General features: G+C 52.5%; 24 protein-coding genes and 1 pseudogene. 18 read left to right on the top strand and 7 right to left on the bottom strand.

The genetic code is table 11. The features are described 5' to 3' along the window. Positions 1-177 precede the first annotated feature (177 nt). The 4 genes from JMJ04_RS21085 (at position 178) to JMJ04_RS21070 (ending at position 4,177) form a co-directional block, all read left to right on the top strand. Positions 178-1,383: an RNA-guided endonuclease InsQ/TnpB family protein gene (locus JMJ04_RS21085; protein WP_201372480.1), complete on the top strand. Its 1,206-nt coding sequence runs from the start codon at positions 178-180 to the stop codon at positions 1,381-1,383. A gap of 365 nt (positions 1,384-1,748) precedes the next feature. After that, positions 1,749-2,300 (top strand): PAS domain-containing protein, encoded by a 552-nt coding sequence (locus JMJ04_RS21080; protein WP_201372479.1) that lies wholly within the window; start codon positions 1,749-1,751, stop codon positions 2,298-2,300. 26 nt (positions 2,301-2,326) lie between these two features. Then, positions 2,327-2,980, top strand: a complete 654-nt coding sequence (locus JMJ04_RS21075) for a sensor histidine kinase (protein WP_201372478.1) — start codon at positions 2,327-2,329, stop codon at positions 2,978-2,980. Between the two features lie 603 nt (positions 2,981-3,583). After that, the gene (locus JMJ04_RS21070; protein WP_201372477.1) at positions 3,584-4,177 is read left to right on the top strand and encodes an RNA polymerase sigma factor; all 594 of its coding nucleotides are present in this window, start codon (positions 3,584-3,586) and stop codon (positions 4,175-4,177) included. A 170-nt stretch (positions 4,178-4,347) separates the two neighbouring features. Here the strand turns inward: JMJ04_RS21070 and JMJ04_RS21065 are convergent. Beyond that, a pseudogene (locus JMJ04_RS21065) lies at positions 4,348-4,683 on the bottom strand (DDE-type integrase/transposase/recombinase); the annotation flags it as partial. A gap of 198 nt (positions 4,684-4,881) precedes the next feature. Here JMJ04_RS21065 and JMJ04_RS21060 point away from each other — a divergent pair. The 8 genes from JMJ04_RS21060 to JMJ04_RS21025 all read left to right on the top strand — a co-directional run bounded on the left by JMJ04_RS21060 (position 4,882) and on the right by JMJ04_RS21025 (position 12,211). Continuing rightward, entirely contained in the window at positions 4,882-5,208 is a 327-nt protein-coding gene (locus JMJ04_RS21060; RefSeq protein ID WP_201372476.1) for a zinc-ribbon domain containing protein, read from the top strand. Beyond that, positions 5,208-5,399 carry a 30S ribosomal protein S21 gene (gene rpsU / locus JMJ04_RS21055; RefSeq protein ID WP_201372475.1) on the top strand — a complete coding sequence of 64 codons (192 nt, stop codon included), beginning with the start codon at positions 5,208-5,210 and terminating at the stop codon, positions 5,397-5,399. The genes JMJ04_RS21060 and rpsU overlap by 1 nt, the downstream gene beginning before the upstream one ends. 157 nt (positions 5,400-5,556) lie before the next feature. Beyond that, positions 5,557-5,907: a hypothetical protein gene (locus JMJ04_RS21050; protein ID WP_201372474.1), complete on the top strand. Its 351-nt coding sequence runs from the start codon at positions 5,557-5,559 to the stop codon at positions 5,905-5,907. Between the two features lie 419 nt (positions 5,908-6,326). Continuing rightward, positions 6,327-6,629, top strand: coding sequence for a DUF2471 family protein (locus JMJ04_RS21045; RefSeq protein WP_201372473.1), 303 nt, complete (start codon positions 6,327-6,329; stop codon positions 6,627-6,629). A 406-nt stretch (positions 6,630-7,035) separates the two neighbouring features. Further along, positions 7,036-7,590, top strand: coding sequence for a hypothetical protein (locus tag JMJ04_RS21040; RefSeq protein ID WP_201372472.1), 555 nt, complete (start codon positions 7,036-7,038; stop codon positions 7,588-7,590). Positions 7,591-8,070: 480 nt separating this feature from the next. After that, entirely contained in the window at positions 8,071-8,937 is an 867-nt protein-coding gene (locus JMJ04_RS21035; protein WP_201372471.1) for a DUF1003 domain-containing protein, read from the top strand. 304 nt (positions 8,938-9,241) lie between these two features. Beyond that, positions 9,242-10,648, top strand: a complete 1,407-nt coding sequence (gene sufB, locus JMJ04_RS21030; RefSeq protein WP_307811712.1) for a Fe-S cluster assembly protein SufB — start codon at positions 9,242-9,244, stop codon at positions 10,646-10,648. Positions 10,649-10,975: 327 nt separating this feature from the next. Then, the gene (locus tag JMJ04_RS21025) at positions 10,976-12,211 is read left to right on the top strand and encodes an IS110 family RNA-guided transposase (RefSeq protein WP_201372470.1); all 1,236 of its coding nucleotides are present in this window, start codon (positions 10,976-10,978) and stop codon (positions 12,209-12,211) included. Between the two features lie 337 nt (positions 12,212-12,548). Here JMJ04_RS21025 and JMJ04_RS21015 read toward each other — a convergent pair whose 3' ends face one another. The 5 genes from JMJ04_RS21015 to JMJ04_RS20995 all read right to left on the bottom strand — a co-directional run bounded on the left by JMJ04_RS21015 (position 12,549) and on the right by JMJ04_RS20995 (position 16,835). After that, entirely contained in the window at positions 12,549-12,947 is a 399-nt protein-coding gene (locus JMJ04_RS21015) for a hypothetical protein (protein ID WP_201372468.1), read from the bottom strand. A gap of 80 nt (positions 12,948-13,027) precedes the next feature. After that, positions 13,028-14,299, bottom strand: a complete 1,272-nt coding sequence (locus JMJ04_RS21010) for an ATP-binding protein (RefSeq protein ID WP_201372467.1) — start codon at positions 14,297-14,299, stop codon at positions 13,028-13,030. A gap of 5 nt (positions 14,300-14,304) precedes the next feature. After that, a complete protein-coding gene (locus tag JMJ04_RS21005; protein WP_201372466.1) occupies positions 14,305-14,643 on the bottom strand; it encodes a hypothetical protein in 339 nt (112 codons plus the stop codon). After that, the gene (locus JMJ04_RS21000; protein ID WP_201372465.1) at positions 14,600-15,604 is read right to left on the bottom strand and encodes a hypothetical protein; all 1,005 of its coding nucleotides are present in this window, start codon (positions 15,602-15,604) and stop codon (positions 14,600-14,602) included. Before JMJ04_RS21000 ends, JMJ04_RS21005 begins: the two co-directional genes overlap by 44 nt. 34 nt (positions 15,605-15,638) lie before the next feature. Beyond that, positions 15,639-16,835, bottom strand: coding sequence for a COG3415 family protein (locus JMJ04_RS20995; RefSeq protein ID WP_201372464.1), 1,197 nt, complete (start codon positions 16,833-16,835; stop codon positions 15,639-15,641). Positions 16,836-17,714: 879 nt separating this feature from the next. Between JMJ04_RS20995 and JMJ04_RS20990 the strand changes: the two genes are divergently transcribed. Genes JMJ04_RS20990 through JMJ04_RS20980 form a run of 3 tightly spaced genes read left to right on the top strand, consistent with a single transcriptional unit; the run spans position 17,715 to position 20,085 of the window. Continuing rightward, positions 17,715-18,548 carry an alpha/beta fold hydrolase gene (locus tag JMJ04_RS20990; protein ID WP_201372463.1) on the top strand — a complete coding sequence of 278 codons (834 nt, stop codon included), beginning with the start codon at positions 17,715-17,717 and terminating at the stop codon, positions 18,546-18,548. Continuing rightward, positions 18,517-19,062, top strand: coding sequence for a TetR/AcrR family transcriptional regulator (locus tag JMJ04_RS20985; protein WP_201372462.1), 546 nt, complete (start codon positions 18,517-18,519; stop codon positions 19,060-19,062). Before JMJ04_RS20990 ends, JMJ04_RS20985 begins: the two co-directional genes overlap by 32 nt. A 27-nt stretch (positions 19,063-19,089) precedes the next feature. Continuing rightward, entirely contained in the window at positions 19,090-20,085 is a 996-nt protein-coding gene (locus tag JMJ04_RS20980) for a quinone oxidoreductase family protein (protein WP_201372461.1), read from the top strand. A 944-nt stretch (positions 20,086-21,029) separates the two neighbouring features. On the opposite strand, the gene JMJ04_RS20975 is transcribed toward JMJ04_RS20980, so the two are convergent. Continuing rightward, positions 21,030-21,425, bottom strand: coding sequence for a VOC family protein (locus JMJ04_RS20975; protein ID WP_201372460.1), 396 nt, complete (start codon positions 21,423-21,425; stop codon positions 21,030-21,032). Between the two features lie 511 nt (positions 21,426-21,936). On the opposite strand from JMJ04_RS20975, the gene JMJ04_RS20970 reads away from it, so the two are divergent. The 3 genes from JMJ04_RS20970 (at position 21,937) to JMJ04_RS20960 (ending at position 25,355) form a co-directional block, all read left to right on the top strand. Further along, on the top strand, positions 21,937-22,443 hold the full coding sequence (locus JMJ04_RS20970) for a hypothetical protein (protein WP_201372459.1): 507 nt from the start codon (positions 21,937-21,939) through the stop codon (positions 22,441-22,443). Positions 22,444-22,445: 2 nt separating this feature from the next. Next, positions 22,446-22,775 carry a hypothetical protein gene (locus tag JMJ04_RS20965; RefSeq protein WP_201372458.1) on the top strand — a complete coding sequence of 110 codons (330 nt, stop codon included), beginning with the start codon at positions 22,446-22,448 and terminating at the stop codon, positions 22,773-22,775. Positions 22,776-23,567: 792 nt separating this feature from the next. Beyond that, positions 23,568-25,355, top strand: a complete 1,788-nt coding sequence (locus tag JMJ04_RS20960; RefSeq protein ID WP_201372457.1) for a reverse transcriptase/maturase family protein — start codon at positions 23,568-23,570, stop codon at positions 25,353-25,355. Positions 25,356-25,514: the final 159 nt, after the last annotated feature.

Here is a 25,514-nt window from a genome sequence, read left to right as displayed (position 1 = left end):
AGCGGAGCCGTCAAAGAAAAAAATAGAGTGCAAAAGGGCAAAACATCATTTTTGTCATTTTCCATCATAAGAACCGCGCCATGCGGGACCTCTGGCTTGAGACATGGGGAAGAGCATGGCACACTCCTTTTTTTTTGCTATTTGGTACAAATACCACATATATGGTATGATTTGTGCATGGATAGAACGGTGCGGATTCAACTTCAACCGAATACAGAACAGTTCCAAGTCTTGCAGGAAACGTTGGTGCAGTTTACCGTTGCCTACAATCATGTGTGTGTCTATGGTTGGCAGCATAGCGAGAAGAACGGTGTCAGGCTTCATCATGCCACCTACTACGAGACGAAATCCTTGTGTCCTGGTCTGGTGAGTGACTTGCTCATTCAGGCTCGGGTCAAAGCCACCGAAACGCTTCGCAGTGCTTTCACCTGGAAAGCCAAGAAGGAAGCGTCCTATCCGAAAAAGGTTGCTACAGCACAGAAACAGGGGAAACCCGTTCCTCTCTTCAAGCCTGTTCGTTGCCCTTCCTCTGAGCAGTGTGCGGTTCGTTACAATGTTCACACCTACTCCCTCAATTGGGAAACACAAACGATTCGCGTTTCGACCACACAAGGCAAAATGACTCTTCCCTTTACCGTTCCTCATTTCAGTGAGCGATATCGTGGGTGTAAAATTGCTACTGCTGACCTGATCCACCGCAAAGGGAAATGGTGGCTGCATGTCGTGGTCAATGTTCCCGAACCTGTTGTTCAAGCCAATGACACGGTTGTTGGTGTGGACTTGGGCTTGAATCGTCCTGCTGTGACTTCCAACCGTCACTTCCTTGGCTCTCGCCACTGGAAAGAGGTTGACCGCCGTACTTTCCGTCTCCGTCGCAAACTTCAGTCCAAAGGAACCACGTCTGCCAAACGGCATCTCAAAAAGCTGTCGCGTAAGCAGATGCTTTTCCACCGGGACTGTGACCATGTTCTCTCCAAACGCATCGTGCAAAGCGTACCCCCTGGAGCAACAATTGTGCTTGAGAACTTGACCAATATTCGAGAAGGAGTCCGACATCGCAAAGGTGAAGGACAACGTAAGTTGCATTCCTGGTCCTTTGCGCAGTTGTACGGCTTCATTGTCTACAAAGGGCAAGAACAGGGAATGGTGGTTGAACGCATTGATCCGCGTCATACCTCGCAGACCTGTTCTCGTTGTGGGCATCAAGCACGCAACAATCGGCGTTCTCAATCGGTCTTTCACTGTCGCTCCTGCGGGTATCAACTGAATGCCGACCTCAATGCTGCATGTAACATCCGAGACAAATTTTGTCTTGCTCAGGGTGGTAGACCTGTCCTGAGTGGGTCGCTGTCAGACGTCCTCTCGTCTCAAGCTTCGGCTTAGGGACAAGCCCCTGGCTTTCGCCATGGAGTATCTGACTGTTTCCTTTTCGTCTGTGCTATACTAGAGCGGGAAATGGGGAGATCTTTCCCCAGCAATTGACCATAATGAGACACAACGGTTCTTATCCAACGCCCTCATAAAAGGTATCACACTGTTTTTGATGCGCACGATCGTGTCAGCGTTCTCTGGGCATCAACAGAGCATTCCCTGCTCGTTGTGCTCACCTCATAGCTTGCCCTTCTGCTCTACACCCCACAAGATAAGGGATACGGATGCGGTAAGAGGAGGCAAAGGCAGGCTCTGCCTCTTCCTTCTTCTCTATGAGAGCATGCCTATGCTCAAAGAAAGGAGCTCTCTTGTAACAGATGCGGAACATTGCTCAGAATCACGATAATGTTTCTTCTTTACCCCATGACCATCCTCGTGCTACGGACGCCTCTTTTGACAACTTTCTTCAGCTTCAGGCACAGTTGCTCGAACGTGCCCATGATGCAATTCTCGTTCGTGATCCTCATGATGTGATTCTCTCCTGGAATCGAGGAGCACAAGAACTCTACGGCTGGAGTGCAGAGGATGCGGTGGGGAAAACGGCCCATATCCTGCTCAAGACACGCTTCCCCCATTCACTGGAAGAAGTAACGACTCTGCTCAGCCAGGAAGGCCAATGGGAGGGCATACTGATCCATACGTGTCGTGATGGACAAGAGGTGATCGTGGAAAGTCGTCAGGGACTGATTCAACATCCATCCTCAGGACGCATAACCGCTATTGTAGAGATAAACCATGATATTACCCAACGTGAGCGTCTTGCAGAAGAGCAGGCCATCTCTCACGCAACGGAACTGGTGCTCCGTGAAACGGTTCGGCGCATGGACGAGTTTATTGGCATTACCGGACATGAATTACAGACCCCATGACCACCATTAAGGGGAATCTTCAGCTTGTGAGTCGACGCCTCGCGCAATTGAGCGAGAATGCCGCGCAGTATCCTGAGCTCCACGCCACGATCAGTTCGATGCAAACCGCCCTTGAGCGAGTGGAGCGGCAGGTACGGGTGCAGGGTCGACTGGTGAATGATCTTCTTGATATCTCACGTCTTCAAGTCAATGGCTTAGAACTTCATCTTGCTCCCTGCAACGTGATCACGATTGTACGCGAAGCAGTTGATGACCAACATACCATTGCTCCAATGCGCACCATTTCCTTACAGACCAGAGAAGAAGAGCTGCCAATCCATGCGGATGCGGATCGCATAGGGCAAGTCATTGCCAATTATCTCTCGAATGCACTCAAATATTCGATTGCCAGCCAACCTGTGGTGATTGCGGTCACGAAAGAAGGGCATCGGGTGCGCGTCGCTGTAACTGATAGGGGACAGGGGCTTACACCGCAACAACAAAAACAGATCTGGGAACGCTTCTATCGTGCTGAAGGAATTACCGTCCAAAGTGGAACAGGTGTCAATCTTGGCCTGGGATTGTATATTTGCGGACAGCTTATTCAACGACAGGGAGGGGAAGTGGGGGTAGAGAGTTCCCCTGGACAAGGCTCCACGTTCTGGTTCACCCTTCCCCTAGTTGAGAGAGCGAACTCCTGACGTGATGCGATAGCATAGCTCTTCCCAGAGGAAAGGGAACACTTCTCCCCTGGCGGCTGCTGAGACATGAGTTGGACTTTCAGCCGCTGGCCCCTTTCTCTCCCGCCCGAAGAAGTCCATTCGCCCTCGCCCTGCAACGACTTTCTTGCATCTGCATCCTCACCCATCTTCGCGGAAGTCAGATAGAGCTGTATGCGTCGAAGAGATGAGCCAAAAAAGGGACGGGACCGAACGTTGACAGCAATCGTGCAGAAATGCTACACTTGCTCTATCCCTGCAGAGTATCAGTGTATGGGCTCTCTGTTTGGGATGCAAGACCTTGCTGCCGACAGACAATGGAGGTATTTCCTTGCTGCTCCTGAGCAGAGAAGCACACAAGAAACGCTTCCAGGCACGCAAGCAATTGCCAAAATCCATTTCTACGGAGGAAGGCAACACACGTGACGCGGAGATGGAAACGTGTGTGATGAACACAACAAAAGAACATCGGGCGCAAAACGCCTATTGTTTTTGGGTGGAGTGTTGCGTGTTTCCCAACAAGACAACGCTGCTGATAGGTCTCACTCGCATCTCTCGTTACTTGTATGCACAAAAGCGTTTGGTATGAATAACGACAGACACTCATCCCAATTCACACAGATCTCTCTGGTTTCCTACCCCTCGCTTTCCGCGCAGGACGACGTTCTCCTCATCAACGCTAGTCAACACCGCAATCAGGAAGCATTTGCACTCCTTGTGCGCAAATATCAACGCCCTATCTTCACGCTCGCTTTACATATCCTGCAAAACGATGAGGAAGCCGATAGCATCACGCAGGAAATGTTCCTGACCGCATGGAAGGCGCTCCCCTCGTTCCCCAAAGACGCTCCATTTTCTCTCTGGCTCTCGCGTCTGACCTATCAACGGTGCATGCAACAGCGGAAACAGCAGACATCAGAAAAGAGGGGGCACGCAACGCAGCCCGCTGTACCTCGACGGGAAAGACAGCATCAGCAGACCATGGTTGCAGGAGGAGATCTGTCCAGACTGCCGACCATTGCTCGCGTAGTTTTGATCCTGCGCTATCTTCAAGAATTGACCTATGAAGAAATGGCCCTGGTTCTCACCCTTCCAGTCCACACTATTAAAGGCCACCTATTTGGGGCGAGAAATCTCCTGAAAGAACAAGGGCAGGCTCGTCAACAAGGCGAGGATTGAAGCGGAGTCGAGAGCGATCAGAGCATCGAGCGTTACCACCCTAAGCAACGTATTGATGACGAATCCAGCGGACGGGGCATTGTCAAATGAGTGATTGAGTGAGAGCATAGGGCTGAGAAAAAGCTTGTCAGGTGAACAATTGCAGGTGAGAACTGAGGAAAGAGACCCTGTTATGCAACCTTCTGTCCAACGGTGATCTCGCTGCAGATTTCAAATTGTCTCGCATGAGGGCGCGATAGTTCGAGGCCTTGAGACGATGCCTTTTGGATCGAAAATGATCCGAGATGGGTCCAAAGGCCGAGAAGAAGCATTGCGCTACCAGGTGATGTGAATCGGCGCGTGGTTTGTTCGCGTTGTCGGGTGGGTTGATGCGAAGTTTCTGCTCTATTGTTGAGGTCTTTGTGCTGGCAATGCTCGACGCTGGGCATGATGTCTTTCTTGGCGGCAGCATAGCTGGCCAGTTTACTGGTGATGAGCACGTGTGAAACATGCTCCAGACCTTTGAGGAAAAGGGTGATGGCGACTTTGCAACAGCCCTGGATCTGAGAGGCTGCTACTCTCGCAGAAACGGAGAAAATGTGCTATACTAAATAGATACTGTATAGTGCTTTGTTGCTCCGAGTAAACTGACTGAGGTGATGGTGCGCAATACAGAAGTTTACCTATTCACTCCGCATAGCGGAGAATGAGAAAGAGAGTTCCTTTTGACTGACCAGATACTGTATTGTCGCGATTGCAACCAGGAGTTTACCTTCACCATAGGCGAGCAAGAATTTTATGCGAGCCGTGGACTGACGAATACCCCAAGCCGTTGCCCTGAGTGCCGGGCAGCCCGCAAACAAGCAAACGGAGGCTCACATGGAGGCTTCCAGCAGCGCGAAGCACGCCAAATGTACACCGCTACCTGCGCGAGTTGTGGAAACGAAGCCACTGTTCCTTTCCAGCCACGAGATGACCGTCCCGTCTATTGCCGGGATTGTTATCAGCCCCGTGAAACGTCATATTCCACCAACAACCGATCGAGCTGGTAATGCCGTTGTGCCAGATTATTGTCAACCCGGATAGACCATTTGAAGTTGCGGTGAAACAATTTAGCCGCAGCGTACAAAATGCGGGCATTCTGGCTGAGGCTCGCCGTCGTCGTCACTATGAGACACCCCAGGCTCGACGGAAGCGCAAAGCAGAGGCACAACGCCGAAGACAAAAACGATCTCGCTTCTAGCCACAAGTCGGTTGAACCCATAAAGACATCCTCAAAGATGGCGTGCTTACATGGAGAAGCACACCATCTTTTCGAGAACAGGCATATGAGGGTGGGATAGGCGTACCCAGTCTACTGTACTTTCTCCCTCGTTTTCTTCAGGAGAGGCTATGTGTCTATGAACAGAATACCAACAGGCCAACTCGTTTGGAGTCTCAGGCGATGTACCACCACCACTGGTGGAGAAGACTGGGATCGCGTCTGTGAGCGATGCAAACAGGTCATCCCTGTCTTCGAGCATGAACACCGGGATGAGCAAGGACGCCCTTCTTTCAGTTACCTTTGTGAGGGATGTGCGCAGAAAAAGCTGGCGGAATGGTTGCAATGTCAGCACAGCCCTGATTATGTAAGTTTCAGCACGGTGACGGACTTTGATCTGGCAACCGTCTATTACGAGCCAAAGAATGAAGGCGAGACCTTCACCCTGACTCGCTGGAGTCCAGAGCAACGGCGAAGAAGGTTACAATGAGAGGCATAACGTATCCTCTCCCTCTCTCTGGCGTTCATTGGAGTTGCCCCATTCGGTGGAAACCGAGAACAGAAGAGAGCCATGAGTAGAAAAACGATCTCTCTCGAACAGGGAAATATGCAGTTGTTCATCATACGATCTCTTGACCTTGACCCGCTTGTATGTTTACCACAGAACGAGAGGAGTGGATACACCACGAGATGGTGTGAGAAGGGAGCCGGGAGCGGTGAATCTAGCTTGACCCATGAGGCGTCGACCTCGAACGAAAGATGGCGATCCCACTCCTGTTCAACTCGCCAGATCGGACGGTAAACTCTTGTCTCTCGTTCGCACGAGATGAGCTTGCATACAAGGATGATCCTCATGTGAGTTAGCCTCTCTTCTCGTGGGTTCATTGGAACATGCAACGGGAGGGATATATGCCTCCTTCCTCACCACTCCCCAGAGCATACGCGGGAATTGACGTCGCCAAACGCAAGTTTGATGCCGTGCTTTTGCTGGAGGACCAACACATCCATCGTCTCGCGGGCCAATCCTGCAGAAGGATTTATGGCAAAGACGAGCGGCCAGCGGCCTGGCTTTCCATTTCTGAGGAGATCCTGCGTTTACGCTCGTTCCTCGCCTCTCATGATGACTTGATGCGCACTACCGTGCAAGAGCGAAAACCCTCTCAGAAATTCCAAAAATCCATGTCTGCTCCGATTTTCGATGGCCAAGAATAGCCCAATCATCCGGGTTTCTGTTCCAACCAGAGGCAGGCTCCGACTTCTGAAGCTTTTTTGCTGTGGTCTACGTACCACTCTTAACGCGAAGAATAGTTCTCAGCATTTGCAACTCCATCTGATGGTGAGAAAGAAAGCATTTAGGTCTATCTGTCCCTTAACACACGCTACCAGGATGTTACGCATGTAACAAGAGACATCTCACTTGAGATATCTCCGTGTAAATGCGTCGTGGTTTACTGGAGTGAAACCCTCTCTACCTATTGACTTCGTGTTCTCCTACTCGACACATCTTTTCTCTTCCATAGTCCATTGAGCGTCATTCCCCCAAGGGATAGGGAAGAAAACGACATGTCTCCTGTCTTCCTCTTAGCTGTTTTGCAACACTACCAGAAAGAGAACGTTTATGACACAAATACATCTTACGACCCCCGTGGATCCAGCCAGGGAGACGAAGACAACCCGCTTCCTGTCCCACGAGGTGACGGCTCGCTACCTGTGGGCAATAACCCGGCTGTGCCTGGGCTGGACCTTCCTGTGGCCGTTTCTAGACAAGACGTTAGGACTCGGCCACGAGACGACCGCCGCCCACGCATGGATCAACGGAGGTTCGCCAAGCAATGGCTTCCTCAGTGGCGCGGTTGGCCCCTTTGCGAGCATCTACCACTCCATTGCGGGTGCTGGCTGGGTGAACTGGATGTTTATGATCGGCCTCCTTGGGATCGCTTTGGCACTGCTGCTGGGCATTGGGATGCGGATCGCTGCCGTCGCCGGAGCGGTCCTACTCGTCTTGATGTGGAGCGCGTCGTTGCCGCCCCAGGACAACATCTTCATGGACAATCACATCGTCTACGCGCTCGTCCTCCTCGGGCTCGCCGTCGTCGGCGCAGGTAACACCTTTGGGCTGGGTCGTTGGTGGACCCAGACCAGCCTCGTCCGCCGCTTCCCCTGGCTCACCTGAGATGGAGTGTGTGCCTTTAAAGGCTTGCCGAATATTCGAGACTGGGTACGGATTGATGAGGCAAGACAGCGTGTTCGAAGGGTTGATATAAAACGCCCAGTGAGCTTCTTTTCTCACTGGGCGAAAAGAGAGAGGAGAACTGCTGCAAAGCATTCTCTTGTTGAGGTGACAGTATGAGTGATACCATCACGCAAATGCGACTTTCCATGCGCTTAGACGCTTATCTCAGGGAGTATACGGACAAGCACGTCAGAAGCGATGCTCTTTACAAAGCGGAGTGGGGTACAGTATGGCATATAGCTGACGTCGCTCGTACGCAGCATACGCTTACTCCAGAACTTGTTGATGCTGTTCGGACAGTGTTGAAGAAGCTTGCTTGAGGCTGCAGGAAAAAAGTCTGGGTTTTCGCTTCTCTTATCTTATCAGGAAGCTCTCTACACTGGCAATCAGGTGCGAGAATTCTCATGAAAGGACGGGACAATGAGTATTGTGACCACACAGTTACTGGCAGAAATTGCCCTCTTTTCTACGATGGATGAGGAGGAACGTGGCGAACTGCGCGCACTGATGACTGAACGGCTGTTTCGGCCAGGCCAGGTAGTGATGAAGGCAGGAGAGACGGAAGAAGCCTTTCATGTCATCGAGCAAGGCGAGGTAGAACTCTGGCTCATAGACTCCGAAGGAAAAAAAGTGGTGCTCGATGTCCTTGGCTCAGGGAAATTCTTCGGCGAATTGTCGATGCTTTCAGGGGAGACGCGCTCTGCCAGCGCCACCTCAAAGCAGACCGTCACCACATTGGAACTCAGTCGTGCAGACTTCTTCGCGTTCTTGCGTCGCAGGCCAGAGGCAGCACTCGATGTCCTGATGGTGTTAGGTGATCGCCTTAAACACACCGATGATATTCTCAGCACACGCGTGAGCCGCAATCCTGATGACACCCGTGATGAGCATCTCTCTGCTGGCCAGCACGTGGCTGATATCATTGCAGCATTCAGTGGATCCCTTCCTTTTCTACTGATCAATTTTATTGTTTTTGTGATCTGGATTGTGGCAAATACGGTTGGACGAAATGACATTCATTTCGATCCTTACCCCTTCCAATTCCTGACAATGGCAGTATCATTGGAGGCGATCTTCCTCTCGATTTTTGTCCTGGTGAGCCAGAATCGACAATCAGCCAAAGATCGCGTGAACGCCAATCTGGATTATCAGATCAACCTCAAAGCGGAATTGGAGATGAGTATGATGGCTACCCAGATGCAGAGAATGGAACAGAAGCTCCACCTTATTCATCGTAGCGTTTTGGAAACGAAAACTGACCATCACCCAGATCTGTGGAGACCCTGACTGTCCAAAAATCTGAGTGAACCCACACAAGAGCCAGCCTTCCTTGCCCAAGCAGGGAAGCTGGAAGCGTGGAAGGAATGCTCAGAACCCCCGCTGCTTTCGCACGGAAGTCTTCAGGGCATCGACGCTAAACCGCAGAGTCATCCTCAATGGTGGCACGTCTTGATTTCCATTTTTGCGCTTCCACCGATTTTTTGAGATCTCCTTTTCCACAGTCCCCTTTCGGTAAAGGTGGTTAAGTCAGAATTTATATACAGGAATACCGAGTTTCCTGCACGAAGAGCAATGTGAGAAGGAACAAAGTATGATGGGTACTCAGGTATACGGTACAGAACAACAGGAGTATACTGCCGGATTCCACATGGCAGAAAAGTATGTCTTCAAGTCTGAGCGAGGACTAAGTAAGAAGGTCGTTGAGCAAATTTCCGAAATGAAGGGCGAGCCTGATTGGATGCGCCAATTCCGCCTCAAGAGCCTGGCCCTCTTCGAGAAGCGTCCCATGCCAACCTGGGGCGCTGATTTATCGGGAATCGATTTCGAGAACATTTACTACTATATTAAGCCGGTTGCCCAACAGGGAAAGACCTGGGATGACATTCCAGCGGAAATCAAGGAGACCTTTGATCGACTTGGTATTCCGCAGGCTGAGCAGAAGTTCCTGGCAGGTGTCACGGCGCAGTATGAGAGTGAAGCCGTGTATCACAAGATGCGGGCCGACCTTGAAAAGCTCGGCGTGATTTTCACTGATATGGATACGGCTCTGCGCGAGTATCCCGACATCGTCAAAGAGCATTTCGGCACCGTTATTCCGCCGTCTGATAACAAATTTGCCTCGCTCAACAGCGCGGTGTGGAGTGGTGGCAGTTTTGTGTATGTGCCAGAGGGTGTGCGGGTGGAAATCCCTTTGCAAGCCTACTTTCGTATCAATGCTCAGAACATGGGCCAGTTCGAGCGCACGTTGATTATCGCGGCCCCCGGCTCCTATGTTCACTATGTGGAGGGATGTACCGCACCTTCCTATGCAAGCGACAGCCTGCATAGCGCCGTCGTAGAGATTAAAGTGATGGAAGGTGCGCGTGTTCGCTACACAACCATCCAAAACTGGTCGAAGAACGTCTATAATCTCGTGACAAAGCGCGCGGTGGCATACCGAGACGCGACGATGGAATGGGTCGATGGGAACCTCGGCTCGAAGGTAACAATGAAGTATCCCGCGGTCCTGTTGATGGAGCCGGGCGCTCGTGGTGATATTCTCTCAGTGGCATTCGCTAGTAATGGGATGCACCTGGATGCTGGAGCGAAGGTCACGCATCTTGCTCCGCACACGACATCGCAGATTCTCTCGAAGTCGGTCTCGAAAGGAAATGGTCGAGCTTCTTATCGTGGCCTGGTTCGCGTTAACCCGGGTGCGCACCACACCAAGTCCAGTGTGCGCTGTGACGCGCTCTTGCTCGATGAGCACGCTCGCACCGATACCTATCCGACTATTCGCGTTGAAGAGAACCAGACTGAAATCGGTCATGAGGCAACCGTCTCGAAGGTCGGTGATGATCAGCTTTTCTACCTGATGAGCCGTGGCCTCGATGAGGCAGAGGCCTATTCGTTGATCGTCAATGGCTTCATCGAGCCGATCATGAAGGAACTTCCTATGGAGTACGCGGTTGAATTGAACCGCCTGATCCAGTTGGAGATGTCGGGAAGCGTCGGCTAAACGGCAGTAACGAGCAGGGATCACTACTGGCATTATTCTTGCTCGTTTTCATAACCACATGGTAAATTCCCTACGAAGCATGATGACTCTCTGAGTCAGAGAAAATGATGAAAATGGGATAGAATACCCAGGAGGCCAACGTGTAGAGGTCGGCTCACAGTGGTGTGCATCAACCCGTCTACGAAGCTGATCCGGGTGCGTCCAGCAGAGCTGATTGTCGCCAGATTGAAAGAACTGAGCACGCGTAGGAAATTTGTGTCTTACTTCGCACCTCTCGTTGGTCTCAGCGAAGATGAAGAACGCCTATTGAGAGAGGTAGGAGTTGGTATGCAAGTCGTCCATGAGCGCTGTTGTGGCTTAGATGTGCATAAAAAGACGGTCGTGGCCTGTATTTTGATCACCCTGGCCAATGGAGAAGTTCAGCGTCATATCAGGACCTTCTCTACCATGACGGCTGGTTTGTTGGCGCTTTCTGATTGGTTGGAGAGCCTGGCCGTCACAGTGATCGCCATGGAATCGACCGGAATTTACTGGAGACCGGTGTTTAACTTGTTGGAAGAGGGCCGCAGCGTCATCCTGGTCAATGCTCAGCATATGAAAGCCATTCCCGGTCGCAAGACCGATATTAAAGATAGCGAATGGCTCGCCGATTTGTTGCGCCATGGGCTGCTCAAAGCTAGTTTCATTCCTCCGGCCCCAATTCGTGAACTGCGCGATCTCACCAGATACCGCAAGAATTTGGTTCAGGAGCGTGCGCGAGAGGTCAATCGTGTGCAAAAAGTGTTGGAAACCGCCAATATCAAGCTGTCCTCGGTAGCAACCGATGTGTTGGGCAAAAGTGGGCGGGATATGCTCTCTGCATTGATTGAAGGGACCACTGATGCCGAAACCCTCGCCGAGCTAGCGCGTGGGAAATTGCGAAAGCAGCTTCCTCAATTACAGCAGGCTTTAGATGGTCGTGTCCAGGCCCATCATCGACTCTTACTCAAACATATTCTGGCTCATATCATCTTTCTGGAAGAGACCTTGGAGCAGCTGCAACAGGAGATCGAGCAACACCTCTGCCCTTTTGAGGAAGCCATGACACTGCTCATGAGTATTCCCGGCATTCAGGCCCTGGCCGCCGCTACTATTGTAGGCGAAATTGGCGATGATATGACGCGGTTCCCTTCCGCCAAGCATCTCGCGTCGTGGGCTGGGGTGTGCCCAGGCAACAAGCAAAGTGGGGGCAAACGGCTCAGCGGCAAGACGACCCAAGGCAATGCCACGTTACGGGCCATTCTGGCAGAAGTGGTCTGGGTGCTCTCGCACATGAAAGATAACTATCTTTCCGCCCAGTACCACCGCTTGGCGCGTCGTCTGGGAAAGAAGAAGGCGGTCGTGGCGGTTTCCCACAGCCTTCTGGTGATCATCTATCACGTGCTCTCTACCAAGCAACCTTACCGCGATCTGGGGGCAGACTATTTCGAGCAACGAGATAGCACGCGGCTGACACAACGTTCTGTCCGGCAACTTGAGGCTCTCGGCTACACGGTGACGCTCGTTCCCAAGGAGGTTGCTTAGCGAGTCGGGTTAGGATTCTGATTTTCATAGGAAGTGAGCCAGTTTGGCCCTCAAACGTGGAATATTGCCCTCAATATTGAGCATCAGGACACGCATCCCCTGAACAAACTGCTTCTCATCTGGAATATCAGCATGAAGTATTGAAAATACATCATCTGCGATTTTCTCGATAGAGAGAACCTTCTTATCGCCAGAACGCGTGGAGACGCAGCCCATTGGCACTAGCGACAAGCGGCACGGATCTCGCCCGCGAGATGCCCTTCTTGCCACGGAAGGTGCTGAGTCTCCTGGATGTGTCCATTGGATCAAACTGGATGAGCATTGAGAAAACGCTGCATTACGCCCGGTTGGGACCGTACCAGAACGATGCCTCTGGTGCGACGAGCAGAGCAATCAGCACATACATGATGGAAGCAAGCAGGAGGAACGTAGCTTCTGGTGCACCAAAAAAGGCTCCCCAAAATCCAAAGAAACCTAGCGCCCCACTGATGAGCGTGAGGCCCACCCACGCCCATTTGCGCTGGCTGATTTGTGTGACGAAAAGAACGGTCCAGGCCGCAAAACCGAGCATAAAGCCGAGAAGAAAAAGCGGAAACCATACATAGAGGAGTGGGGGAGTGTAAGACCCAAAACAGCGGCCATCACACTCCGCCGAGACAATCGCTTGAAAGTACGCCCCAGGGAGACCAAGCCCCATACTCAAGACCGTAAGGATCACCATGTTTTTTTTACGCATTGGAGATATTCCTTTCACAGAAAGAATTCAAAGAAACAACATTGGCGATAATATTCAGAGAAACAACATTGGCGATAATATCAAAATGAGAAAATATCTGTTGATTTGAGTGTTTCGCCTTGCCCACCGACAACATCCCAGCCTGTTTTTCCCGTGGCTGACCACCGTTTCTCTGTCACAGGAGTCTGCTGCTTGCGTCGGGTATGTGGTTTGAACCGGAGAACACCTTTACTTGGGGAGAGGGTACGCATTCTTCCACAATGAGGACACTCCACAAGCTTAATGGAACTTTCTGTAAATCGTTTGAGATCAATGGGGATCAGTTCTCCAGAAAACATGCAGTTGGAAGATGTGTCCGTACGCTCCTGTTCTTTCATCGTTTCGTGCAGTTGGGGCGTTTCAGCTTGTCCGCTTTCTGGAACGGTTTGCCGTTCGGGTTCTTTTCCATTCCTATTGGCCGATTCTGCTTTGTTCTGATCTTGATTTCCAATATCCTTCCCTGCCCCATCAATGAGCTTGAGCGTATCATGGCGCAGCACAAGCAACTCTGCGGCGGACTTGAGCCATGAGGGAACCACATCAGTTGCCCCAGCGAGATAGGACCCTTCCAAGGCAGTCGTCACCAATTTCATCAGGTTGTCCATCGTCACGCGGCCTGACCGGGTTGGGTCGAGGACTGGATGTGTTAACCAGGTATAGATGGAACTGGTCCATTGGCGGAGATTGAGCTGCGGAAAGATCTCCTGGTACACTGTTTCTAGCGTGGCGAGAATAGCACGGACTTCATCCGAGGTGTGGCTGGCAATGCGGCAAAAAGGGGACAATTTGTCGAAACGGCGGCGGAATTGGAGCCAGGTTGAATCAGGCAGATCGAATGTCTCCTTCAAGGGAATTGTGTCTCCGCGCCCCGCTGCCACCAAGCACAACCCTAGCGGGTGATCGTATTGCAACCGCCCCTGGTCCGTCACTTCCTTGAGCAGCATCAGGTGCTCCAAAGAGAGATCGTGTGCATCATCCACAATTAAACACTCGGTGCCGTACTGATACAAGTATCCCATGAGTTTCGGCTTGCGAGTGCGCCAGTGTCCTCGCAACGGAATGCCTAATGCGGTAAAAAACTGGTCGCCCAATGCCTGCTCATCTTCATTGTTCTTTGGAGCCACCACAGCAAGCACGGAGCGCCCACCAGCCCTTTTTTGCATGTCGCGAATGCCCACTGTTTTACCCGCGCCCGGATCAGCCACAATGAGATGCCACGAACGATTGTCCCACGCATCATGCAGCATCTGTTGGAAGCGTTTCTCGAAGGCCGTTTCGACGAAAACGGGCTTTCTGAAAAGTGGATGAGTCATCACCGTTACTCCTCTCGCATCCTGCGGACGGGTAGGATGGATACAGGACGATCAGGTTCAGCATCTGGGACTGCCTCCGCAAGCGTAACGAATTGCGTGATCTCAGCTTGTACTTCTGCTAATCGCTCAGCCACGAAAGCTGGATGAATGTCTCTCCGTTGGCGATCCCATTGGCGGGCTTGTTCACTTGCTCGAATCTCTGTGCTCCGACGACGGCGTGCTGTTCGTGCTTCGTCCTGAATACGAGCACGAACGGGCAACCCTTGCTCACGGGCGATTCTGGCCTGTTCCTCATCGTGTTTACGTATGGCTCTGGCTTCCCATTCGCTGACGCGGCTCCCCATTAGTTGCGGACAGTACGCTTCGCCAACATATTCGCCGCCGACAAAGATGTAGAGCACTCCTACGTCCCTCCTGTCGTAGTCCAGGCCTTCTCTCACGGCCCCGAAGCCGTGAGAGAAGGCCTGGACACACATACCAACGGCCCTGAAACGAGAGCCTGTTCCCATTTTGCACACGGTACCCATGATGCGGGGTCTTTCGATTGACTGCCTTCATGAGCAACAATTTCAAGTCATCAGGTGAACCCAGATACTGTGGCACCCCAGATGCCGCCACGGCCTGCTCCCACAGCACATACCGACGCTGTTGCCGTAGGGTATCGAAGTCTCGTTGGTAATCGTCAACGATAGCCTGATAGAAGCAACGCTCCAACTCTTCCAGCGTCATGCCTCCCGCTTGCGCCGCTGTTTCAGCGTCGTGGACGCCGTACGACGTGTTGGGGAGCCTCTTTTCAAAACGCTCCGTCATCCACCGAAAGAGCGATTCGACTGTTCCTTTTGCTGATGGCGCGTAGGGTGGGGCTTGTTCGGTAATGATTCCTAATCGATCCACGAGCACCTGCCGCGCGCGCTCGGAAGTGAAAATCTTCCCTCGGTCATGAAAGATAATGGCTGGCTTGCCAAAACAGTGCCATGAGCGCTCACATCCATTGATGGCGACCAGGTGATCTTTCCTTTTCATGCTGACCTTGACCAAGCGCATGTAGTCCTCTTCCTTTAGTGGCCCCAACGCCAGGATCGCGCCCAGAATCGCTGCCGTTTTGACACAGATGAGGACCGCCGCATGCACACGGCTCGCAACAGTTTCCCCGGAGGGAGTAACGACATACAAGTCCATTGTGTGCTCGTCGACCTGCGTGAGCAGTGCTGGAGCCGGAATGGAAAGCACAAATGACTCGGCAGACTCGCGTGGCCGTGCAACCGACTTGGCTCCCTCGCGCACCGCCACCAGGTCTAGGTCCATCTTCAAGTGCTCTACGGCTGTTCGCACCTGCTTGTTAGGAGGGAAGACTGATGGGTGTTCCCATTTCCGAGGATATTCGGGCTGCCACCTGTTGCATTTCTGTGTGCTCCCGAATCGCGGTCATGGTGAGGCGTGTGGGGAGTAAAAACAGCCGACGGATACACTCGGCAAAAGCTGGATGCAGACGTGTGGCTCGACGGTAGCTGCCATGAGGGACACAAGCCATCTGGCCTCTCTCACGGGTACGACTCACCAGTCGCGAAAGCGTCGAACGGGGGATGCCCTCCTGGATTGAGACACTGCTTTGGGTCGCCCCGGCCAGCACCTGTTCGACGGCTCGCAGGTTACGGTGAAATTGCTCTCGTTGTGACGAAGAAAGCCGCGAAGCATCAAATGTTGGACCAGGAATGAGGGGAGGCGGCGCATGTGAAACGGTTTGAACCTCCAACGTCTCTGGTTCAGACAGAAGCGTGTCAGGGAGAGGTGAGGGTACAATCGCCGGAGCATCAGGTGGAAGGAGAGCCAGGGGAAGCGTGCGAGAGAGTGTGAACTGCTCCAGATCGATCAGAAGATGTCCTTGGGCAGCCGCTTCTGCCACAACTTTCCAGATCGCCGCTTCCACCAGATCGACGGGAAACTGGTGTGAAAGCCTACTTGCCACCTCGCTGACCGGGGCCATTTCTCCCCACGGCCAGACAGAAACGAGGGATTCGGCAATGTCTGCAAAGGCTGGAAACGCCTTGCGCCTGGCGTGCAAAAAGACCAGGTTGTAGTAACGACGTTTGGTCAGGGTGCGCTCTGTGCCAATCCAGAAGATACCTTGTTGCAAGCGGGCCAGCCTTCGTGCGGCTTCCGCTTTGGCGAGGTTACGATCTCCTCGCTTGTTATCCTCCATGCCCGCCTCGGCGATGAACGGCTGCCCGTTGGAGAGCGTTCCCACCGCATCGGGCAGATAATGATGGGGTTTATCCTCAAACGTGTAGCCAATCGCGAAAGGCGCGTGTTGCGGGATTGGCAGCCGATAGGTGCTCGCGAACGCTGGGCTGATGTCGCCACGTGCATAGCTTTTCACCTGGGGATGATACTCAAGCCAGAGCAGTAATCGTTCTTCGAGCTGGCTACAGAACGGTTGCCTGACAATCATGCCCGTTTTGAAACTGGGAACCCATCCTGAAATGGAACGGCCCGCTATTTTGAACAGATCAATGCCCTGGACTTCTGGTACGGCCATCGCATCCTCGCTTGATATGTGCGTCCGTCTTGCGCTTACGAACTGGTCGCCACTCCCGAAACTCGGCATGCAATTTACAGATTTCAGAAAAGTATACCCGACAGAAAGCCGTTTTTCTAGGAACGTGTGTCCCAATGTTCAAGATTGAGGGCAATTTTTCACGTTCGCAGGCCAGATCTGCTCACTTCGTAAGGCATTTACCATTACTGGTAAATGACCTACCAAGTGGGCAGGTTTTGACCTCAAAGGTTAGCACTTGCCCTCAATGTTGAGCAGCACAGCGGTTGACACGCTGAAAAAGCGCCAGAGAGGCGGATTGTTGCACACCGTTTTTGTAAATTCAGCCTATCTGCGAAATTGGAGTCCCAACATAAAAACCTCTCTAAATTCCGCTAAGGAAACACCGATTGCTCCAGCTTACAAAAAACCTCTCCTGTGAGTGTCAGATACTCATCTCGCCTCTGGAGAAAATGACACTTTGATTGTGGTACGTTTTTTGATACTCTTCCAATCGCTGTGCTCACGCTTGCGGAGATAGCGCATTTCTCTGACAGAAAAACAGAACTATGAATGTCAGAAAACGGTCGATTCTGCAACTCATCAATCAGCTTCACTTACCCGTTTTATTTCAATATGGTATAAGGCAGAAGTCTGGTAGCCTAGTAAACACCTCCTTTTCCCCTTGCTGATGATCCCTTGGAACCAACGAAATTCTGGTACTGCCTCCCTATGCGCCTGAGGTCCCTTGACAGCCTCCCTTTTCGTCTGCTATGCTGTGACCGACTAGTCAGTCATGGCCAATGAATAGCAGCTTCCCTCTGCTGTCTTTGGGCCGGGAGCAGCAGCGCGCAGGCTCCTGGTCTTTCGAAGGAGATACTCATGCTTACGATTGGAACACGTGTTGGACGCGTCGCGTATGAGGAGCAAGGGGCAGGTCTTCCGCTCGTGCTCCTGCCCGCGAATCCGGGCGACCATCATCATTTTGACAGCATCGTGCCCCAGCTTTCGCGTTCTTTCCGCACGATTGCCCTGGACTGGCCCGGCTACGGTGACTCGCCTGCGCCAGAGCCGCCTCAGTCGGCCTCGGCCATGTTCCTGGCCGACGTGCTGGAGGAGGTGGTAGATGGTCTGCACCTGGAGTCGGCCATTTTTTTAGGCAACTCGGTTGGTGGCTACGCGGCAGCACGGCTTGCCATCCGGCATCCCGAGCGCGTACGCGCGCTCATCCTGGTGGATTCGGGCGGGTTTAGTCCGCCAACACTCTTTATACGGCTGGGTTGCTGGCTCAAAGGGCGCGAGTTCGTGACCCGCCTGATGGCGACGAGCTTTGCCAGGTTCTATCTCAAACGGCGCACGCCTCTGGTGAACCGGCTGATTGCCGAGATCGACGCGGGGCGGGCCATCCCCTCACGCGTCGCCGTCGATGCTGCCATCTGGCGTAGTTTTACCCACCCCGACCATGATTTGCGCGCGGCGGCGGCTCAGATCCTTGCCCCCACCCTGCTGATCTACGGACGCTTTGACCCGGTGATCCGAGATGGGGACAACGCGCGCGCGAGTATTCCGCATGCCCAGTATGTGGTGCTGGAAACCGGCCACGAACCCTTTGCAGAGGATCCTGACGCCTTCCTCAAAGCGCTTGAAGCCTTTTTCCTTTCCATTCCCGACGATCGGAGGTCCCATGTCTCATCCCACTCGTCAGGCGCTCGTTGACGCAGGACTTGACCTGGCCACCAGCGGTGGCCTGAATCGCCTCACGGTCGATGCCGTTGTCAACAAGGCGGGCGTTGCAAAAGGCACGTTTTATGTGCATTTTCCTGATCGCACCGCCTTCCTGGTGGCGCTGCACGTACAGTTTTATGAGCGGCTGCGCGACGCTCTTCTCCAGGCCATCGCCCCACTCTCCCCTGGCGCTGAGCGGCTACGCAAGAGCATGGAAACCTACCTGGATGGCTGCCTGCACGAGCGAGCCGTCAAAGCCCTCTTGTTAGAAGCACGCTCTGAGCCGCTCATCGCTGCAGAGGTGCAACGGCGCAGCGGGGAATTCGCCGCTATAGCACAGGCAGATTTTCAGGCAATGGGCTGGCCTGATGCCGAAATCAGCGCCCGTTTCTTTGCCGCTCTGGGTGCCGAGACGGCCCTGGTGGAACTGGAAACTGGACGCAACGAAGCTGCACGGCGCGCCCTCTGGCGTTTCGCGCGCATTGAAGAAGCCCCGCAAGAGTAACCTCACAGCTATGAAAGGATAGACAGGATGAAAATTGTTCGCTTTTACGAATGTGGTGAACCGGATGTGCTGCGGCTGGAGGAAACCGCGATCCCTCACCCCAAAGCCGGGCAGGTGTTGCTCCAAGTTGAAGCGAGCGGCGTCAACTATACTGATGTTGACCACCGCCGCAGTTCCTCTGCCTCAAGAGAACCGCTCACTTTCCCCTCTACCCCAGGAGTAGAGGTCGTCGGTGTCATCGTCGAAGCGGGCGAAGGCGCAACGGCTCTTCCTGTGGGAACACGGGTGATCGGGTTGCTCTCGCACGGTGGTTATGCTGAATATGTGGCGGTGCCAGCAGCCTCGATCATTCCGGTACCCCCTGGTCTGGATGCCGCTCAAGCGGTGGCCATTCCTCTCCAAGGATTGACCGCCTATCACATTCTCGCTACTTTTGGGCACATCCAGCCAGGGGAGCGCATTCTCATTCAGGCGGCGGCGGGCGGCGTTGGCACGCTGGCCGTTCAACTCGCCCGGCTCCTGGAAGCCGGGCAGATCATCGCTACTGCCAGCACCCCAGCGAAACTGGACCTCGCATTGTCGCTGGGCGCGGATGTAGGCATCAACTATACCCAACCAGACTGGACCACGCAGGTCTTGCAGGCCACCGATGGCAAAGGGGTTGACCTCATGCTGGATATGATTGGCGGGGTGCAATTTTCTGAGAACTTCACGTGCCTCGCCCCACTGGGACGCATCGTCACGTTCGGCAAAGCCAGCGGGCAGCGCGCGGTCATCGACTCCGAAAAGCTGACGGCGCGTTGCTCCACCGTGACCGGCTTCTACGCGGGGTATGCCGGAACACGCCCCGATCTCGTGGTGCCCGCGTTGAAAAAGCTGTTCCAGTATGTGCTAGCGGGGCAGTTGCACGTGCAGGTCCATCACCGCTTTCCATTGGAGGAAGCCGCAGCGGCGCATCGCTTGATGGAAACGCGCCAGAGCACTGGCAAAATCGTGCTGCTCCCTGGGTGGCACAAAAACTAAAGGCGGCTGCGTGAAATGAGCCTTCCTCTCATCGACGCCTGTACGCGGGTTCCGGGACACATCTGTTTCCTCCTCGCATCGGTGTTGAGGGGGGAAGGAAACCACACGCAGTTATTATTCAGGAAGGAATTGGAGCGTATGAGGACCGTGTGGGCGATTGCTCATATCTGCTGGCTAACGCTCTACGCCTTTCTCGCACGTAAATGAAGAGCGTTGGCTGCCCCTCGATGCATGGATACATCTCAAGAAACCCAAGGTTTTTGCTACTTAGCTTTTCCACCGTAACAGAAAAATGAAGGACCTCTTTCCTCCTTCCTCATTTACAAAAACGATTTGCAACCATTCGCTTGTGGAGCGGCTTGATCCGTTACCAATGGTTGTGCTGCTCAAGATTGAGGGCAACTGCTCATGTTTGGGATCTGTCTCAATCTTGGTGAAGGATGAGTTTATTCCCCTAGCAACCTCCACTTCTTGAGCTCAAGAATTTCATTGGTTCCTGCTAAAGGAAGAGCTTATCACCAAGATTGATACTGGTGGCGAAGTCCGATACGCATGATGATTCAGCCAAGCATGAAGCACCTGGCGAAGCCCTCCAAGTGGAGGAGCGACATTATGTCTAGCATATCGTGCAGATGTTAAAAGATCGTGCATGTCAGTGGAAGATGTAAACGTCTTTCACACGTTCCGATTCAGAGAATGTTCTTACCAAGCCACGTTCATGTGGCTGGGAAGACTTCGCCACCAGTATCAAGATTGAGACAGATCCAGGTTTCAGGGCAAAACATGCACACATTTCGGGTCATTTACCACAAGACGATAATTGGTGCGCCCGACATATTATCAGATGGGTAAGTGCTTGTAAACGGCGCACCTCCCCTTACGGCGAAGGGGAGGTGCGCCGTTTACAAGCACTTCCTGGCATGCCTCTCTAATTTAGAGGCTGATCAGGCCTTTATTTCTTCCGCGAAGACCAGGAGATAGCCGTTGTTGTCGCTCAGGACGAATTCACGCATATTGTAGAAGGTGGTGTAGGGGGGCTTCAGAATGTGAGCCCGCTCCTTGACCTGGGCATAGAGCTCCTCCAGGTCTGAGATGAAGATGAAAAATGTCAGGCTCGCGCCGAGAGGGGCCTGCTGAAAGGCGGGGAGCTCTTCGGCCAGGCTCTCGCGGCTCTGAAACATAAACGAGACGCCATCGCGTTCAAGACTCGCCCAGTTGAAGGGCCTCTCTTCAGGAGCGGTGGCATTGATGGTAAATCCCAGGACATCGCGATAAAACTGAAGCGTTTCGTCGACGCTTTCAACCATCAGATTGGGCGTGAGTTTGTGCAAGGTTGTCATGGATCTGTGCTCGCTTTCTTTGTACTATAGTTACGCACGTTTATGGGCAGTATAGTCGTGGCGAGTGACAACCTTATGTCAGTAGCCAGAAGCTTTATTCAAATTCTGCCAGGTCTTCCTGGTATTGGCATGCAATAGCTGCCGCTTCTTCTGTGAGGCGCTGGCGCAGGGACACAGGCTCAAGGACGCGTACATGGCGGCCCCAGTGGACATGACCTGAAATGTGAACGGATTTTGCCCTGAAACCTGGATCTGGCACGCTTTTGGTGAAATGAGAATCTACCGGGCACACCTCTTCCCAGTGAGAGGAGCTATCTCTCCCCTTTCAGTTCTCGTTGAGGCGAGGGCACAGCATCCTGTGAGATGCAGAGAAGGCTCTCAAATCCCCGGATACACTTCTGAGAACTTGCGAGATACCTCCAACTGGTGCTAGACTGGCTCCATGCGCTCTCTCAACAAGAAGGGCTCTGCATTGATCTTGAGAACTATAAAGCAGGAGGCTTTCTGACATATGCAGACATCTTTGTCATCGCGCCCGGTTCGGCGTTGGCCGCTCATTGTCACGCTGGTCTCCGTTTTGGCTGGCTGTTTGGCTTTTCTTCCCCAAGTGCTGTTTTTGATCACAGGTATCCGCCTGTTGTGGTGGTGGCTTTACTGGGATGATTTTGATATCGATTTGGCTCTGTTCTGCTGGGTTATGGCCGGGTGTTTCGTATTGAGTAGGTGGTTCATGAAATCGATCCAGCATTCGCCTCTTCACAATGGGCGGTTTATGAGATGGGTCCAACACTTACTTCCTCACGAGGATCATTCTAGCATCTCGACCGGGCTTCGCGTCGGGCTGGGATGTGGTGCCCTCGGTATGCTCGTAGGGTCCCTCTGTCTAGCAGCTGGGCTCGCAATCGTTTTTACAAGACCTCTCCTTGATGTCCCCACTTTCCCCTCAGACCAGGCTAGTATCTCGTTTCAGGGCAGTGTCTATCACCTGGTTCTCAAACCCGTCAATTCTGCTCCCTAAAGATGAGTGATGGTTCTAGTCACTATTTCAATGATGCCTATGCGTTGGACCTCTATCAGTGTGATCAGTCTGGCTGGTGGTGGCATCTCGTGCGACAAGATATCGGGATCGATACACTCCATGCGCGCGAGGGAGACAGCGATACCTTAGATCCAAAAACTATTCAAACCCAGTTGCGCTTTGATCACGCAAGCACCCAACTGCATGTCTGTTTCGCTATAAAATCTCAAGATCCGTTTGAGGGTCCATCAAAGGGAGCCTTTGACTGTACCTTTACCTATCCGCTCGCTGGCGCGGAGCATCAGGAGTCTCTTTTGAAGCAAGCAGGCTGATTCACCAGAAAGGTGCCAGATCCATGTTTGAGGGCAAAAGCTGCTCACATGGTAGGTCATTTACATACAATATTTGATGATAAGCTATCGCTACCTGTTTGTTGATTGTTTTCCATATTTCAGGTACTCTTGCAAATGGAGAGGCACTGAGGAGTAGCTCCCCTCAGAAGAGGACTCGGAGAACCTTCAGGTCATTTTGAGGCACAACCTTTCGGTGGTAATTGGGGGGCGTGCGCGAAATCCTTCATACGCATTGTGCGCCATGTCACGCACCAAAAGATCACCATCAGAGATGGTCAGCGTTTCGGGAAAAGACGCTGAGATGAATGTACTTACCCTTATCCGAAAGGAGATGGGGACCAGAGCATGTGCATAAAGCGGGGGAGAAAAGAAGACGTGAAAGCTCTCGCTCCGCAACATCTGAACAATATGGCTAAAGCGAAACTGCTTGAACCCAAATGCCCAGTGGTGAATATGAACGCCCATCGGTAGCACGTCTGTACCCCGATGCTCCTCAGAACTACGAACTCAAAGGCGGTTCGTTGTACTCCCGACTGAGGAAACGATGTGTAGTGAACACATTCAAGGGCATGCGTTGGGAGCCTACGTTGCTTCTAGTACGTCTTTTGGCGACGGAACATGGGATGCCCTAAACGTCGAGAGAGGCAAGGGCACAGAGTTTCCATAGTAGTCGTGCGAGTCACGCCGCACCAGGGCGCTGGAGAAAGACCAGCACAGGGCAAAGGGAAATAGAATGTGATCTTGATATTCGAGAGGCGGGATGCAAGCGAGATGCGGAACGCAGAAACGACCCTCAATATCATCCGAGAACGTGGCAAACGAGGATTGCCCATCAACGACCTGTATCGAAAACTCTACAATCCAGAGTTTTACTTACACGCCTACGCCCGTCTGTACACCAATGACGGGGCCATGACCCCTGGAAGTACCGATGAAACCGTTGATGCCATGTCGCTGACCAAAATCAGGCAACTCATTGATGACGTTCGACATGAACGGCATCGATGGGCACCCGCCCGACGCAAATACATCCCCAAGAAAAATGGAAAAAAGCGACCACTCGGCATTGCGACCTGGAAAGACAAGCTCCTTCAGGAAGTCATACGTATGCTGCTTGAGGCTCTCTTTGAGGCTCTCTACGAACCCCAATTCAGCACGCACTCACATGGTTTCCGCCCACAACGGGGCTGTCATACCGCCTTCAACGAGATTGTCACCACATGGACTGGCGACCGCTGGTTCTTGGAGGGTGATATTTCTAAATGCTTCGAGCGAATCGACCATCAAACGTTACTCTCGATCCTACGCAGAAAAATCCACGACAATCGATTTCTACGATTGATTCAGAATCTTCTACAAGCAGGATATTTGGAAGACTGGCGGTACAATGAAACACTCAGTGGTACACCTCAAGGCGGCCCCCTGAGCCCGCTTCTTGCGAATATCTACATGAATGAACTAGACCAATACGTAGAACAGGTACTTCTTCCTAAATACACCAGAGGCGAAGGGAGAAGGAGAAACAAAGACTATCAACGTCTCAGTCACGCTGCTGTGCGAAGAAAGAAGCAAGGACGCCTTGATGAAGCAAAAGAGTTGCGAAAGCTTGCTCAGCGGCTCCCATCTCTCGACCCCTCTGACCCCGATTTCAGACGGCTTCACTATGTACGCTATGCCGATGACATATTGCTCGGATTTGCTGGCCCAAAAGCAGAGGTAGAAGCGATCAAACAAGAACTGGGAGCGTTTTTACGCGATCATCTCAAACTAGAACTCTCTCAGGAAAAGACGCTCATCACCCATGCGAAAACCAAAACAGCGTTATTCCTCGGCTATGAAATTGTGGTTCTTCATGCTAATGATAAGCATGATCGACATGGTCGGCGCAGCATCAATAGCAAGATAGAACTACGATTACCAGCACAAGTAGTCGAGAAGAAGCGTACATTGTATCAAAAGAAGGGAAAACCGATCCACCGACCAGGGCTGATACACGACGATGATTTCAGCATCGTCTCACAATATCAATCCGAATACCGAGGATTGGTCCAATACTACCTGCTGGCGACCAATGTGAGTTGGCTCAACAGACTCCACTGGACCATGAAAAGTTCTTTGCTCAAAACACTTGCAGCGAAACACAAGACACGCTCCAGTGTCATGCGATGCAAGTACACCAGGACCATTGAAACACCTTCTGGCTCGATGAAGTGCCTCGAAGTAGTAGTTCCAAGAGCAGGAAAGAAGCCCCTCGTGGCCCGATTTGGAGGCATACCCCTTCGACGACAAAAAGTGGCAATTCTCAAAGATCAAGCACCCATCTATGTGATGATGAAACGCAATGAACTTTTGAAACGGTTACTGGCGGATACGTGCGAACTCTGCGGTTCGACGGAGAACGTAGAAGTGCATCATGTCCGAAAACTTGCGGATCTCAACAAGAAGGAACAGAAAGAAAAGCCTGCCTGGATGCATGTCATGGCCGCAAGACGACGTAAAACACTGATTACGTGTCACGAGTGTCACCATGCCATCCATGCTGGTAAACCAACACGATGACCATCCTCGAAACAGATCGCTGGAAAGCCGAGATGACGAGAAATCGTCCCGTCCGGTTTGGGAAGAGGGTAACGGAAAAGGACCTGCAAAAGTACCTCGCTGGTGCCCTACTTCATTGAAGGCCAGTACAACTTTTCGTATGTAACTGGGCAGGCCACG

It is taken from the genome of Ktedonobacter robiniae, assembly GCF_016587375.1.
Lineage (GTDB): Bacteria > Chloroflexota > Ktedonobacteria > Ktedonobacterales > Ktedonobacteraceae > Ktedonobacter > Ktedonobacter robiniae.
Note: the sequence above shows the minus strand (reverse complement) of the source record. Positions and strands in the feature narration are given on the sequence as shown.

Bases quoted from the DNA above. Each gene is read 5' to 3' on its own strand.
- JMJ04_RS21085 (WP_201372480.1), top strand. From the start codon at position 178: ATGGATAGAACGGTGCGGATTCAACTTCAACCGAATACAGAACAGTTC.
- JMJ04_RS21035 (WP_201372471.1), top strand. From the start codon at position 8,071: ATGAGTATTGTGACCACACAGTTACTGGCAGAAATTGCCCTCTTTTCT.
- JMJ04_RS21000 (WP_201372465.1), bottom strand. From the start codon at position 15,604: ATGGACCTAGACCTGGTGGCGGTGCGCGAGGGAGCCAAGTCGGTTGCA.
- JMJ04_RS21045 (WP_201372473.1), top strand. From the start codon at position 6,327: ATGCCTCCTTCCTCACCACTCCCCAGAGCATACGCGGGAATTGACGTC.
- JMJ04_RS20985 (WP_201372462.1), top strand. From the start codon at position 18,517: ATGTCTCATCCCACTCGTCAGGCGCTCGTTGACGCAGGACTTGACCTG.
- sufB (WP_307811712.1), top strand. From the start codon at position 9,242: ATGATGGGTACTCAGGTATACGGTACAGAACAACAGGAGTATACTGCC.
- JMJ04_RS20990 (WP_201372463.1), top strand. From the start codon at position 17,715: ATGCTTACGATTGGAACACGTGTTGGACGCGTCGCGTATGAGGAGCAA.
- JMJ04_RS21005 (WP_201372466.1), bottom strand. From the start codon at position 14,643: ATGGGGAGCCGCGTCAGCGAATGGGAAGCCAGAGCCATACGTAAACAC.
- JMJ04_RS21050 (WP_201372474.1), top strand. From the start codon at position 5,557: ATGAACAGAATACCAACAGGCCAACTCGTTTGGAGTCTCAGGCGATGT.
- JMJ04_RS20965 (WP_201372458.1), top strand. From the start codon at position 22,446: ATGAGTGATGGTTCTAGTCACTATTTCAATGATGCCTATGCGTTGGAC.
- rpsU (WP_201372475.1), top strand. From the start codon at position 5,208: ATGCCGTTGTGCCAGATTATTGTCAACCCGGATAGACCATTTGAAGTT.
- JMJ04_RS21080 (WP_201372479.1), top strand. From the start codon at position 1,749: ATGCGGAACATTGCTCAGAATCACGATAATGTTTCTTCTTTACCCCAT.
- JMJ04_RS20980 (WP_201372461.1), top strand. From the start codon at position 19,090: ATGAAAATTGTTCGCTTTTACGAATGTGGTGAACCGGATGTGCTGCGG.
- JMJ04_RS21070 (WP_201372477.1), top strand. From the start codon at position 3,584: ATGAATAACGACAGACACTCATCCCAATTCACACAGATCTCTCTGGTT.
- JMJ04_RS21010 (WP_201372467.1), bottom strand. From the start codon at position 14,299: ATGACTCATCCACTTTTCAGAAAGCCCGTTTTCGTCGAAACGGCCTTC.
- JMJ04_RS21040 (WP_201372472.1), top strand. From the start codon at position 7,036: ATGACACAAATACATCTTACGACCCCCGTGGATCCAGCCAGGGAGACG.
- JMJ04_RS20970 (WP_201372459.1), top strand. From the start codon at position 21,937: ATGCAGACATCTTTGTCATCGCGCCCGGTTCGGCGTTGGCCGCTCATT.
- JMJ04_RS21015 (WP_201372468.1), bottom strand. From the start codon at position 12,947: ATGCGTAAAAAAAACATGGTGATCCTTACGGTCTTGAGTATGGGGCTT.
- JMJ04_RS20995 (WP_201372464.1), bottom strand. From the start codon at position 16,835: ATGGCCGTACCAGAAGTCCAGGGCATTGATCTGTTCAAAATAGCGGGC.
- JMJ04_RS20960 (WP_201372457.1), top strand. From the start codon at position 23,568: ATGCGGAACGCAGAAACGACCCTCAATATCATCCGAGAACGTGGCAAA.
- JMJ04_RS20975 (WP_201372460.1), bottom strand. From the start codon at position 21,425: ATGACAACCTTGCACAAACTCACGCCCAATCTGATGGTTGAAAGCGTC.
- JMJ04_RS21025 (WP_201372470.1), top strand. From the start codon at position 10,976: ATGCAAGTCGTCCATGAGCGCTGTTGTGGCTTAGATGTGCATAAAAAG.